This window comes from Flavihumibacter solisilvae, from assembly GCF_000814475.1.
Classification (GTDB): domain Bacteria; phylum Bacteroidota; class Bacteroidia; order Chitinophagales; family Chitinophagaceae; genus Flavihumibacter; species Flavihumibacter solisilvae.
On sequence record NZ_JSVC01000002.1, the window covers coordinates 252,031 to 264,180 of the forward strand.

Annotated in this window: 12 protein-coding genes; 6 read left to right on the forward strand and 6 right to left on the reverse strand. The window is 46.8% G+C overall.

What is annotated here, in order from left to right; translation table 11 throughout:
- Window positions 1-5: 5 nt before the first annotated feature.
- From OI18_RS02950 to rsgA, 3 genes are read left to right on the forward strand one after another with little or no spacing between them, the layout of a single operon-like run.
- On the forward strand, window positions 6-926 hold the full coding sequence (locus OI18_RS02950; protein WP_039136986.1) for a hypothetical protein: 921 nt from the start codon (window positions 6-8) through the stop codon (window positions 924-926).
- A complete protein-coding gene (locus tag OI18_RS02955) occupies window positions 923-1,933 on the forward strand; it encodes a vWA domain-containing protein (RefSeq protein ID WP_039136988.1) in 1,011 nt (336 codons plus the stop codon). Before OI18_RS02950 ends, OI18_RS02955 begins: the two co-directional genes overlap by 4 nt.
- On the forward strand, window positions 1,930-2,859 hold the full coding sequence (gene rsgA, locus OI18_RS02960) for a ribosome small subunit-dependent GTPase A (RefSeq protein WP_240312706.1): 930 nt from the start codon (window positions 1,930-1,932) through the stop codon (window positions 2,857-2,859). The genes OI18_RS02955 and rsgA overlap by 4 nt, the downstream gene beginning before the upstream one ends.
- Before the next feature lie 8 nt (window positions 2,860-2,867).
- Here the strand turns inward: rsgA and OI18_RS02965 are convergent, their stop codons facing one another.
- Genes OI18_RS02965 through OI18_RS02970 form a run of 3 tightly spaced genes read right to left on the reverse strand, consistent with a single transcriptional unit; the run spans window position 2,868 to window position 4,000 of the window.
- Complete coding sequence (locus OI18_RS02965) at window positions 2,868-3,200, reverse strand: DUF3630 family protein (protein ID WP_039136991.1); 333 nt, start codon at window positions 3,198-3,200, stop codon at window positions 2,868-2,870.
- Between the two features lie 34 nt (window positions 3,201-3,234).
- On the reverse strand, window positions 3,235-3,405 hold the full coding sequence (locus OI18_RS24620) for a hypothetical protein (RefSeq protein ID WP_160290184.1): 171 nt from the start codon (window positions 3,403-3,405) through the stop codon (window positions 3,235-3,237).
- 46 nt (window positions 3,406-3,451) lie between these two features.
- Complete coding sequence (locus OI18_RS02970; protein ID WP_039137123.1) at window positions 3,452-4,000, reverse strand: gamma carbonic anhydrase family protein; 549 nt, start codon at window positions 3,998-4,000, stop codon at window positions 3,452-3,454.
- 54 nt (window positions 4,001-4,054) lie between these two features.
- Between OI18_RS02970 and OI18_RS02975 the strand changes: the two genes are divergently transcribed.
- Window positions 4,055-5,236: an aspartate aminotransferase family protein gene (locus tag OI18_RS02975; RefSeq protein ID WP_039136993.1), complete on the forward strand. Its 1,182-nt coding sequence runs from the start codon at window positions 4,055-4,057 to the stop codon at window positions 5,234-5,236.
- A 65-nt stretch (window positions 5,237-5,301) separates the two neighbouring features.
- Here the strand turns inward: OI18_RS02975 and OI18_RS02980 are convergent, their stop codons facing one another.
- The 3 genes from OI18_RS02980 to OI18_RS02990 form a co-directional block, all read right to left on the reverse strand.
- On the reverse strand, window positions 5,302-6,873 hold the full coding sequence (locus OI18_RS02980; RefSeq protein ID WP_039136994.1) for a glycerol-3-phosphate dehydrogenase/oxidase: 1,572 nt from the start codon (window positions 6,871-6,873) through the stop codon (window positions 5,302-5,304).
- A 4-nt stretch (window positions 6,874-6,877) separates the two neighbouring features.
- Window positions 6,878-8,377 (reverse strand): glycerol kinase GlpK, encoded by a 1,500-nt coding sequence (gene glpK, locus OI18_RS02985; RefSeq protein WP_039137125.1) that lies wholly within the window; start codon window positions 8,375-8,377, stop codon window positions 6,878-6,880.
- A gap of 158 nt (window positions 8,378-8,535) precedes the next feature.
- Complete coding sequence (locus OI18_RS02990; RefSeq protein WP_039136996.1) at window positions 8,536-11,061, reverse strand: DUF5686 family protein; 2,526 nt, start codon at window positions 11,059-11,061, stop codon at window positions 8,536-8,538.
- 118 nt (window positions 11,062-11,179) lie between these two features.
- Between OI18_RS02990 and OI18_RS02995 the strand changes: the two genes are divergently transcribed.
- Both OI18_RS02995 and OI18_RS03000 read left to right on the forward strand, forming a co-directional pair.
- On the forward strand, window positions 11,180-11,809 hold the full coding sequence (locus OI18_RS02995; RefSeq protein WP_039137127.1) for a hypothetical protein: 630 nt from the start codon (window positions 11,180-11,182) through the stop codon (window positions 11,807-11,809).
- A 5-nt stretch (window positions 11,810-11,814) separates the two neighbouring features.
- The gene (locus tag OI18_RS03000; RefSeq protein ID WP_039137129.1) at window positions 11,815-12,114 is read left to right on the forward strand and encodes a winged helix-turn-helix domain-containing protein; all 300 of its coding nucleotides are present in this window, start codon (window positions 11,815-11,817) and stop codon (window positions 12,112-12,114) included.
- The last annotated feature ends 36 nt before the right edge of the window (window positions 12,115-12,150 follow it).

Genomic DNA, 12,150 nt, shown 5'->3' on the forward strand with positions numbered 1-12,150 from the left:
GGAATATGCGATTCAGCAGGAAAGAAACAATTGTGACTATCATATTCACCCTGTCATGCACCATGTTATATGCGCAGCAGGTGCGGGTGAAAGCTTCCGTTAACCGGGACCGTATCCTTATCGGCGAACCAATCGTTCTCCAGCTTGAAGCTGAACTTCCGGAAGGAGAATCATACACCTGGTTCCGCCTGGATTCCATCGATCATTTTGAATGGCTGGCAAAAGGTTCTGTTGATACCCTTGATGCGGTACAGGGAAAACTGTATAAACAACTGGTAACTATCACCTCATTTGATTCGGGCAGCTGGACCATTCCCAGGCTTTCCCTCCAGGTGAAGAACAGCAGTTACCTTACAGATTCCATACCAGTAAGTGTTGAATACAGCAACGCCGATCCCAACAAGCCTTATCATGATATCCGGGATATTATCGAAGTGCCGGCTGCTGAAACCAACAAGGTTAATTATATAATTGCGATTGTGACATTGCTCGCAATAGCTGGGCTGATCTACCTGCTTACCAGGAAAAAGAAAGAAAAAGTTGAGGCCAAAATTCCGACAGGTCCTGTAATGACAGCCTACGAGAAGGCATTGTCTTTATTGTCTGCGCTTAAACCAAGACTGATGCAGAGCAACGGGCACGTAAAAAATCTGTATATCGAATTGAATGACATTCTTCGCGATTATTTCCGTGAAGAAAAACTGGTGTTGGAACCGGACAGTACAAATGATCAGCTTGTGGTCAGGATAAAACGATATATCAATAAAGAACAGGCAATCCGTCTCGCGCAGTCACTCAGATTGGTAGATGCAGTTAAATTTGCAAAATATCAGCCGTCATCCGGTGAAAATGAAGAAGTGTTGAATTCAGTTCAGCATGCAATTGAAGGAATCAATGAGCAAATTCATCAAAAACAAACCAATTGATCACCCGGTATTTTGAAAGTGTGGATTTTGCATGGCCCTGGGTCATGTCGCTGCTTGTGATCATTCCACTGCTTGGCTGGTGGTATTGGAAAAAGCACAGCTCCCTGGCGGGTACTCTGCTGGTTTCCACGACACAATCCATTTCGACGAATAACAGGGGATGGAAAACCAGGCTCGCACACTTTCCTTTCGTGTTAAGGTTGCTTACGCTTGCCTGCGTTATTATGGCTCTGGCGCGTCCTCAAACAAGATTTGATGAAGAACAGGTTAGCGGGGAAGGGGTGGATATCATCATTTGCATTGATGTCAGCGGAAGTATGCTTGCGCAGGACTTTACCCCGAACAGGCTTGAAGCGGCAAAGGAAGTAGCTGCACGTTTCGTTGATACACGCAAAACAGACAGGATAGGAGTCGTAATCTTCTCAGGCGAAAGCTTCACCTTATGTCCATTGACTACCGATAAATCTGTCATTAAGACCCAGCTCTACGGTATCCAGAGCGGATTGCTTGAAGATGGTACTGCGATAGGGTCAGGGCTTGCAACGAGTGCCGACCGCCTTCGTGTCAGCAAGGCCAAAAGCAAGGTCGTTATTCTGCTGACCGATGGAGAGAACAATGGTGGCCAGATTCCTCCTGTTACTGCAAAAGAGATTGCCAAAAAAATCGGCATTAAAGTATATACAATAGGAGTGGGTACAGAAGGGTATGCGCCAATACCTGTACAGGCTTCTGACGGCTCTATTGTAATGCAAAGGGAAAAAGTGAACATCGATGAAAAGCTGCTCACCCAGATCGCGAATGAAACCGGTGGAAAATATTTCCGTGCGCAGGATAATGAAGGTCTCGAACAGGTATATGCGGAAATTGACAAGCTTGAGAAATCCACGATTGAAGTCACTGCCATCCGCAGATATACCGAACGATTCCTTCCGCTTGTTATAGCAGCGCTATTTTTTCTCATGCTCGAATGGGTCCTGCGCTTTACGGTCTTAAAAAAATTCCCATGATCAAAGCAAGAGTGTATAAGTCCACCGGCAGCTGGTATATCCTGAAAGACGAGACCGGAAAGCAATTCAACGGACGGATCAAGGGAGTGTTCAAGATCGGCGACATTACGTCGACTAACCCGCTTGCTGTCGGCGATTGGGTGGATGCGGAAATGGAGAATGAAAAGGAAGACAGTGTGATCATCACATCTATCTACGACAGGGAAAATTATATCACGCGCACATCTCCACACCGTAAAGTTCAGCACCATATCATTGCCGCTAACCTTGACCAGGCACTGTTGTTTGCAACTCTGAAGGAACCGCGTACATCACAGGGATTTATCGACAGGTTTCTTGTAACAGCTGAAGCTTATCATATACCTGCAATTCTTGTTTTTAATAAAGCTGATCTTTACAGGAAGAAGGAAACAGACAAATATGCGCATCTTGAATCGGTATATTCAGATATAGGCTACCGCGTGGAACTGATCAGTGTGAAAGAACATAAAGGCATTGAAGCTGTAAGAGACATTCTGCAGAACAAAACAACATTGATCAGTGGTCATTCGGGTGTGGGTAAGTCCACATTCATCAATGCTGTTTTCCCGGAAATGGCTTTACGCACACAGGAGGTGAGTGAATGGAGTGGTAAAGGAATGCACACGACCACATTTGCAGAAATGTTTGACCTTCCGGACGGAGGACGTATTATTGATACGCCGGGTATAAGGGAACTGGGCCTGGTAGGCATTACCAGGCAGGAATTGTCACACTATTTTCCGGAAATGCGGAAAGTGCTTAACGATTGCCAGTTCAACAACTGCCTTCATATGAATGAACCGGGGTGTGCTGTTAAAGCAGCTGTCAGTAACGATACAATTGACATAGACCGCTATGTCAGCTATTGCACCATACTGGACTCAATAGATGAAAAAGATTACTGAAGGACAGGTCAGCTGATGAACTTTTTAGCAGTATTGATCAACAGTCTTGATTCCAGGAACTGCGCCACATCAGATACAGCCTTGTTGTGATTAGCCAGGGCTTTGCTTACCTTTTGCGGATAAAGGCAGATCCCGGTATAGATGTTATAATGCAGGCTGAGCGGATTTCCACGGTAGTTAAAATCCCAGATCAGGGAATCGAAATCGTCAACCTTGTTACTGAACCTTACTTTAAGTCCTTCGGCAAGCAGGTTAGCTACTTCATAAAATCGTTTAAGTCCGCCATCTTCATCAATTACGGCTTCAGTGAAACCATCATGGGTGTGGAGTACGGGGCACATATGTGTAGGATTTAGGTAACGGATCAAAAAGGCACTAAGCCTTAAACTTCTTCGCTTTCGGCACTTTTTCGCCGTTGAGCAGCCTTTCCGCACCCACATTTTTCCCATTGCTGGGACAACCGGATTTACGCGACGCATTGCATGAGATCAATACGCAGGCAAATGCGAAGGTTAATAACAAGGCTCCTGACCGGGTGAATTTCATATCACTTTTATTTAGAAACGAATAAGTCATGAAAATAGTATGCCAGTTACCCGTTTTGTTCCCGCGTTTCTTCTCCCTTTTGTTCCCGGAACCAGTCCGCATAGCGCATGTAATTGTGCGCAATCCGGTCAATTTCACCACTGATCTGGCTTCCACTGATGTCTTTTATCTTTTTGGCCGGCACCCCAGCATAAATACTGTTTGGTTCGCATACCGTGCCTTCCAGTACAACTGCTCCCGCAGCTATGATGGTATTGCTGTGAACAACCGCATTATCCATAATGATTGCTCCCATTCCCACTAAAACATTATCATGAATGATGCACCCGTGGATGATGGCGTTATGTCCTACAGAAACGTTGTTTCCCAGTATAACTTTGGTTTGCTGGTATGTTGCATGTACTACAACGCCGTCCTGGATATTTACTCTGTCTCCCATCCTGATGCTGTTCACGTCTCCCCTTACAACTGCGCTGAACCATACACTGCAGTCGTCTCCCATTACAACATCTCCGACGATCGTGGCATTTGGTGCGATGTAGCAATTCACACCAAACTGTGGATACACTCCGTCTACATGCATTATAAGCGGCATAATATGTCTGAGGTTTGATACAAATATCAGCATCTTTGTGCAATAAAGCTGATTATGAATCAACGGCAGATCTTTCTGCAGCACGTCGCACAAACTTCACCTGCACCACTTGCACTGGAAATAGTTAAGGCGAGCGGTGTTACGCTCACAGATAAATCCGGCAGGGAATATATAGACCTGATCGCGGGCATCAGTGTTTGCAATGTCGGTCATTGCCATCCAAGGGTTGTCAAAGCAATCCGCCAGCAGACTTCCCAATACCTCCATCTTCTCGTATATGGGGAATTCATCGAAACGCCGCAGGTACAATATGCAAAGCTGCTTACAGATCACCTCCCTGATTCATTGAATTGTGTGTACTTCACCAATTCAGGCGCGGAAGCAGTGGAAGGTGCCATGAAGCTTGCCAAACGTGTTACAGGGCGCACAACGATTATCGCTTTCAACCAGTCGTACCATGGTTCAACGCAGGGTGCCCTGAGTATAATAGGGGACGAATACTGGAGAAATGCTTTTCGTCCCTTACTGCCAGGCATATTGCATATGCAGTATAATGACTTTTCCATGATCGACAGTATCGACCATAATGTGGCATGTGTGATCCTGGAAACTGTGCAGGCGGAACGGGGAATATTTGCACCTTCGAAGGAGTGGCTATCGGCATTGCGCAAACGATGTTCTGAAGTTGGCACCTTGCTGATCATGGATGAAATTCAGACTGGGTTCGGACGCACCGGTCACCTTTGGGGATTCGAGGCATTTGGAATTGTGCCGGATATAATTCTCCTTGGTAAAGCGCTGGGTGGCGGAATGCCACTGGGAGCTTTTATTACAGACAAGAAGCTGATGGATGCACTAACTGACAAGCCGGTACTTGGACATATCACAACCTTTGGTGGTCATCCTGTCTGTTGTGCAGCAGGTATGGCTGCGATGAAAGTATTGCTGAAGGAAGACCTGATCGAAAAGGTGGCCGCAAAAGAAGTTCTTTTCCGCCAGTTGCTTCAGCACCCTGCTATCCGGGTGGTAAGGTCACGCGGTTTATTGATTGCTGTGGAGTTTGATACTGCAGAGACCTGTAAAAGGATAATTGACCGCTGCATTGAGAATGGTGTTCTTACAGACTGGTTCCTGTTTGCTGCAAATTGCCTGCGCATTGCACCACCACTGACGATCTCTAAAAAAGAAATTAAACGGACCTGTGAAGTACTCCTGCATGCAATGGGAAATGTTTGAAACGACTAGCTTACCATGTTGAATGCAACAGCGTGTTCCTAATACTTCAGCCAGGTAGGGATGCATCAGTGGGTTTTAGTTTGTATTTCGGGTAGATAGTGAAGAGCAACCGACCTGAAAGCGGATACCTGCTCTTCTATCCATTCATCTCCATGACCATATTCCTTGGCGAGCAATGTTGCAACCACCGTTGATGATTCAATTGCAGCTTTTGCATTAAGCAATAATGCCCTTGTCCTTCGCGATAAAGCATCTTCAACGGTCATGCACATTTCTTCACGTGCCGCCCATATAATGCTGGCTTTGGAATAGGGGAGGGAAGGATGGATCTTTTCAGCCATCGCGGGTTCATGATGTTCAATTTCCCGGATAAAAGCCAGGTCACTTCCATAATAGTAAGCCGCATCATGATACCCATTCACAACCTGTGCGCCATGTATACTCAGATCCTGTGTTACGCATGGTATATCGGGCAGCCTGTTCTGTTGAATGGCAACCCGCAACACATCTTCAGCCATTTTCCGGTAAGTTGTCCATTTGCCACCGGTTATGCTGATCAGTCCGCTCTCACTCGTTTCGATAAAATGATCCCGCGATAATGCGGCAGTACTTGCAGCCGAGCCTTTCACAAGCGGGCGAAGCCCTGAAAACACCGACCGGATATCTTCACGTTTGGGGTCACCGGCAAGGTATTTACCTATCTGGTGCAATATGAAGTCAATTTCCTCTTCTTTCGGAATTGGTTCGGCGACAGGTTCGCTGACCGGGATGTCGGTTGTTCCGATGATAAGTTGCTGGTGCCAGGGCACGGCAAACAACACCCGGCCATCGGAAGTTTCCGGAATAAGGATTGCCGTATCACCGGGAAGGAAGGATTTGTCTACAACCAGGTGTGTTCCCTGGCTCATGGTCAGCACCGGCGAACGCGATGGGTCATCTTCCTGCCGGAGCACATCAGTGAAGATACCTGTGGCGCTGATTACTGTGCCTGCAAGTATTTCGTGAGAGTCGTTATTCAGCTGGTCACGGGCAAGCACACCCGATATCTTTCCATTTGTTTTCAGCAGCTTTTCTGCCTTCATGTAATTAAGCACAACAGCTTCCTGTCCGGCCGCAGTCTGCGCCATATTGATGGCCAGCCTCGCATCATCAAATTGACCATCATGAAATAACACGCCACCGCGCAAGCCTTCCGGGTCAAGGGTAGGTGCATGCTGCAATGCTTCTTCACGCGAAAGAATTACCGAAGGCCCCAGCCCCAGGTTGCCCGCCATCCAATCATATATTTTGAGTCCGAGTCCGTAAAATGGACCTTCCCACCATTTATAATTCGGTAGCAGGAACGACTGGTTCTTTACAAGGTGTGGTGCATTCTGTCGCAGCAAACCTCTTTCCTTCAGCGCTTCCATCACAAGTTTTACATTTCCTTGCTGCAGGTATCTTACGCCTCCATGCACGAGTTTGGTTGAACGTGATGATGTTCCTTTTGCAAAATCGTGTTGCTCTACCAGGATTGTACTGTATCCACGTGACGATGCATCAATGGCGATGCCCAGGCCGGTAGCCCCTCCACCGATTATGCACAGGTCCCAGTGCGACCTGGAGTTCATCCTGCTTAGCATTTCTGAACGTTTCATAGGGTCATGTTTCGTCAGCCCAGGCTATGCTGGCTTTGATCGCCCGGTTCCAGCCCCGTATCAGGGGTTCCATTTCCTCCATGGTCTTGTCCGGGTAGAAATATTTGTCAGCCTTCCATTGCTGCTGTATATCCGCAATGCTTTCCCAATACCCGACTCCCAGTCCTGCCAGATATGCTGCTCCAAGTGCCGTTGTTTCGTAAACCTGTGGTCGTACAACCGGTACCTGCAGCACATTACATTGAAATTGCATCAGCAGGTTATTGATCGTTGCACCGCCATCTACACGGATCTCCTTTATAGGCATACCTGCATCTGACTCCATTGCTTTCAATACATCCCGAACCTGGAAAGCAATACTTTCAAGTCCCGCCCTTGCGATATGAGCTTTAGATGTTCCCCGGGTGAGACCGAAAATCGTACCTCTCGCCTGTTGGTTCCAGTGTGGTGCCCCCAGGCCCGCAAATGCCGGAACTATATAAACTCCGTTCGTATCGCTGACGCCGGTTGCAAGCGTTTCAATATCGGCAGAAGCCCTGATCATGTACAGCCCGTCGCGAAGCCATTGCACGATCGCTCCGCCGATAAAGATGCTTCCTTCGACAGCATACTCAACGCGGTTATTGATTTTCCAGGCGACTGTAGTCAACAGGTTGTTGGCCGACCTCACGATCTGTTCTCCCGTATGCATCAAAAGGAAACAACCTGTTCCATAAGTGTTTTTAACCATTCCCGGCTGTGTACATTGTTGGCCGAATAATGCAGCCTGCTGATCCCCGGCAATTCCGGCTAATGGAATGTTTACATTTTTTACTATCGCTTCGGTAACGGAGTAGATCCTGCTGCTGGGAATAATCTCGGGTAGTAATGATGCCGGAATATCAAAAAGTTTCAGGAGATCCGTGTCCCACTCGCATGTCTGGATATTCATCAGCATGGTGCGGGATGCGTTGGATACATCTGTCACATGTACCTTCCCGTTAGTAAGTTTCCACGACAGCCAGCAGTCGATGGTTCCGAATGCCAGTTCACCCTTTACAGCCCGTTCTCTCGCCCCCGGCACATGATCAAGTATCCACTTCAATTTGGTTGCTGAAAAATAAGCATCAGGCACCAGGCCGGTTTTTTCCTGGAGCATTGGAGTGAGCCCTTCATTTTTTAACTGGTCACAGTAGTCTGCAGTCCTGCGATCCTGCCACACAATTGCATTATAGACAGGCCTGGAGGTGGAACGATCCCATACAACCGTAGTTTCGCGCTGGTTCGTAATTCCAATTGCAGCTACTTCACTGGTGGTGATTCCCGCCTTTGCGATCACTTCTGCAAGCACAGAAAATTGTGAAGCCCAGATCTCTTCTGCATCATGCTCGACCCAGGCAGGATGTGGATAAAGCTGTGTGAACTCTTTCTGTGCAACCTGGATTATGTGCCCGTTTTTGTCAAACAGAATGGCTCTTGAGCTTGTAGTTCCCTGGTCAAGCGCGAGGATAAATTTTTCCGGCATGCAGGCTGGGTTTTGCATTTTAAGATAAGCAAAAACCACAAGATATCCGTTCGTCATGCGAATTACATTCAGGTCAATAAGTCAATAGGTCAATAAGTGATTCTTTTTCGTTCACTTATTGACCTATTAAGCTATTCGCTTATTAAATTATCGCAGTTCTAGAAAGCTAACCTGAAGCTGCCAAAGACACCAAACCTTGCAACCTTTTCAGGTGGCAGTGGCTGAGGTAGTACGCGCCACACGAAATCGAGCCGGAACACCTTGAAGATATTATCCACGCCAGTGCCCAATTCCATATACATCTTTCCGCCAAGGTTCTTGAAATTGTTTTCTGGTGTCAGGAAATTCAGGTTATAGTTGGCCTGGCTTATATCAGTTGTAATAGCCTTGGCACTCCAGAACTGGCGGAACTTCAGCTTTCTTGTTATGGGGATATAACGAAACAGGCCATTGCCGATGTTGTGTTCGATATTGAATCCCGCATATTGGTCACCGATATACTCCCAGCGCTGCATCAGGTTGAATGCATACTTGTTATAGTAATAAATTTCGTTGCCGGGTATTACGTTAAGCATCATGTATGGCAATGTGCCTGAAACCTTTCCACCGAATACATTATAGTAGAGACTGCCAAACGGTGCGATCTTCATGTAATCAGATACGCTGAGGTAGAACTTGTCATATTTATAATTGCTGTTAAACACCCCGGGAATTCCCCTGGCGTACAGGAATTCAACAATAGGATACGGGCTTCCCAGGCTGAACCTGTTGAAATTACTTTCCAGGAATCTTTCATTGTAACCGAACCGCAGCCGGATTCCGGCTTCGAAGTTATTCAGCGCTTCTCCCTTTCCGCCATTCGTTTCAAATAGTTCCTTTGGCGGCAGGTTCATCAGCGGGTCAAATTTCTTGTTTATGGCCATGAAAGTCGCAGAGATGCCGGGACTCCATTCCTTGAAATATTCCACTTTGGCTTCCTGGATCTGCATGAATTTAATAGGGACTCCCTGCTTACGGATCGCCAGGGCAAAGATGTTGTCTGTACTGATCTCATCATAATACACCTGCCCGTTGTCAAGATCTTTCGTGAAACTCGCATGGATATGTGACCTTGGTGATCGCGTCAGGATATATTTTGCCTCCAGCTTTCCTTTAAATGCCTTATCGCCAAAACCATACGCAAGGTAACCATGCAGGTAAAGATCCTTGTGGAATTTCGGGTTGGTGCCGAGATCAAAACGCATCCTGAAACCTTCCCATTGGTTTCCGGTGAACCAGTTATACCATGGGCCGATTTCAAAATTGCCCACATTCTTGTATCCTGTGGCCAGGAAGTTGATGGTATTTACATATCTCTTAAAGAGAGGCATTTTCCGGAGCGTATCTATCATGGCGTAAATGCCCTGCTCATTTTTGCTGAGCTCTTCATGTCGTGAATCCGACCAGAACGTGTCGGCTTTTTGCATGGCACCCGGTGCAAAAAGGATCTCAGACTGCACCTTGTTCTTAGAGATACTGTCTCTGATGTACTGCTCATTCACAATCACATCCCGATAGGTTGTTGTCTTACGCCCGATGGCACCAAAACCACTTTTGCCGAGTGGAGCGATATCCACAACGAACTTATCCTTACCCAGGAACCAGGTGCTGTCATTGATCATTCTGTATTCCTGGATCAGGCTTAACTTGTCAACGAAGTTGATGTTTGCTTCCTTGCTGAGATGGAGCGTCATTTTTTGGATCGCCCAGGTGGTATCATGCACCCAGCAGTCCCCGTTGAAGGTATTTTCGCCTTTTCTCTTCGGAGTGAAAAGCATATGGATCAGCCGCCGCCCGGCAACATACTGTGTATCCAGTACTTTATAACTGTAATATGCGTCGCCGTTATCGCTGATGGGACTGATAAACTGCTTGTCGAATACCGGGATGAAATTGTTGTACACATTCACATTCTGCTCGGTTCCGCCAAGAAGCTTGCTTATGCTCTCATTGTTGATGCCGATCGTTTTAACCGCCTTAATGATCTCCCGGGTCTTCCAGGGCGATTTCTGGTAGTAATAGTCTGAAATTGTTTCTGTCAGGTACACTGGCAGAAAGGGTTGGCCTTCCGTAGTATCTATATTGTCGAAAATAAATCCGAACGGTTTAAGCGGACCAAACTCCTTTAGCTTTTCTTTTTTGATGCGGTTGAGATCAAGCTCCAGTTTGTTATACAGTTCATAGGAGAAGCTGGTGTACCTGTAACGGTCATTTAAAGGCTTTCTCTTTACGATCCGCTTCCACATCAGGTAGCCTCGGTCGATCTTTTTTTTCACCACCACTTCGCTCGTTACCTTGCCCCGCTCCATCGCTACTACCAGTTCGAAGGACGCGCCATTGTCATTGCTGAACCTTGCAGCCACTTCGGGGTTGATCGGGATCCGGACATCCTGGTAACCCACATAAGTGATTTCCAGGGTGTCATTTGGCCATGTATCGAAATGAAAGGAAAAAGCACCTGCAGAATCTGTAAGCCTGCCCTGGTGGGACCGGGTAAACTTCATTGATGCAAAAGGAATGCGTTCATCACTCAGCTTATCTTTAACGTATCCACGGATGGTCCTGCTCTGTGCCTCGGCGAATAAGGTTCCAAGAAGAAAAGTCAGCACCCCGACGGCACGTATGCTATTGGGTCTCAATTCCATAAGGAGACAAAAATACTACAAGTCATTAACGCAGTTTAACATTTAACAGTTGTGTAAAAGCGGGAAGAATTTTGAGATCCGGATGCAAAGTGCTTACTTTGAAGACCAAAGTACTTTTATGTCAACGAATATTTCCGGACTGAATACACTGCAGGACATCCGCAACATGATGGAAAAAAGCAGTCGTTTTATCAGTCTCAGTGGCTGGAGCGGCATATCGGCGGGCATTTGCGGGCTTGCAGGAACCTGGTTCGCCTGGCAACGGATCAACGCCTTTCATGCACAGGCAAACAGCGCTTCATCCCAATGTATTGATTGCCTGAAAACTGATCTGCTGGTAATCGCCTCGCTGGTTTTTGCGGCGGCGTTTGCCACGGCATTTTTTTTCACCTTTTTGCGCAGTCGCCGTGACGGCGGTGTTCTGTGGGGACCGGCAGCACGCAGGCTGCTGTGGAATACCTTGTTCCCCATGTTAGCTGGTGGGCTCGTAATATTGCGACTGGTAAGCCTGGAACAATACGATATAATTATTTCAGTATCATTGATCTTTTATGGACTGGCATTGATCAATGGCAGCCGGTACACCATCGGGGAAGTGAGGTACCTGGGTTATGCGGAACTGGCAACGGGCTTGATAAGCCTGTGGTTGCCGGAGTTGGGATTATCCCTTTGGGCTATTGGCTTTGGATTGCTGCATATCGTATACGGCATTGCCATGTGGTGGAAATATGAACGAACAGGTAACTGAAAATGATGAAGAACCCGATAGAGCATTTAAACAAGATATTCGACAGCCGTATCCGGCTGGGGATAATGAGCGCACTTATGGTGAATGAATCAGTGAACTTCAATGAACTTAAAGAACTTATCGATGTTACCGACGGCAACCTTGCGACGCACGTTAAAACATTGGAGGAAAGCGGATACATAAAGGTTCAGAAAGGATTTATCGGCAGGAAAACAAACACCACTTACTCCGTGACAAAAGCGGGGGAGAAAGCATTCAAAGTGCACCTGGACGCACTTGAAAAAATGATCCGCTCAATAGGATAATTATTGCTGTACTGAATAAAAAAAAACTGCACATCG

Coding starts and splice junctions, on each gene's coding strand:
- OI18_RS02970 (WP_039137123.1), bottom strand. CDS start 4,000: ATGCCGCTTATAATGCATGTAGACGGAGTGTATCCACAGTTTGGTGTG.
- OI18_RS02995 (WP_039137127.1), top strand. CDS start 11,180: ATGTCAACGAATATTTCCGGACTGAATACACTGCAGGACATCCGCAAC.
- OI18_RS02980 (WP_039136994.1), bottom strand. CDS start 6,873: ATGAAACGTTCAGAAATGCTAAGCAGGATGAACTCCAGGTCGCACTGG.
- OI18_RS24620 (WP_160290184.1), bottom strand. CDS start 3,405: ATGAAATTCACCCGGTCAGGAGCCTTGTTATTAACCTTCGCATTTGCC.
- glpK (WP_039137125.1), bottom strand. CDS start 8,377: ATGCCGGAAAAATTTATCCTCGCGCTTGACCAGGGAACTACAAGCTCA.
- OI18_RS02965 (WP_039136991.1), bottom strand. CDS start 3,200: ATGTGCCCCGTACTCCACACCCATGATGGTTTCACTGAAGCCGTAATT.
- rsgA (WP_240312706.1), top strand. CDS start 1,930: ATGATCAAAGCAAGAGTGTATAAGTCCACCGGCAGCTGGTATATCCTG.
- OI18_RS02950 (WP_039136986.1), top strand. CDS start 6: ATGCGATTCAGCAGGAAAGAAACAATTGTGACTATCATATTCACCCTG.
- OI18_RS03000 (WP_039137129.1), top strand. CDS start 11,815: ATGAAGAACCCGATAGAGCATTTAAACAAGATATTCGACAGCCGTATC.
- OI18_RS02990 (WP_039136996.1), bottom strand. CDS start 11,061: ATGGAATTGAGACCCAATAGCATACGTGCCGTCGGGGTGCTGACTTTT.
- OI18_RS02975 (WP_039136993.1), top strand. CDS start 4,055: ATGAATCAACGGCAGATCTTTCTGCAGCACGTCGCACAAACTTCACCT.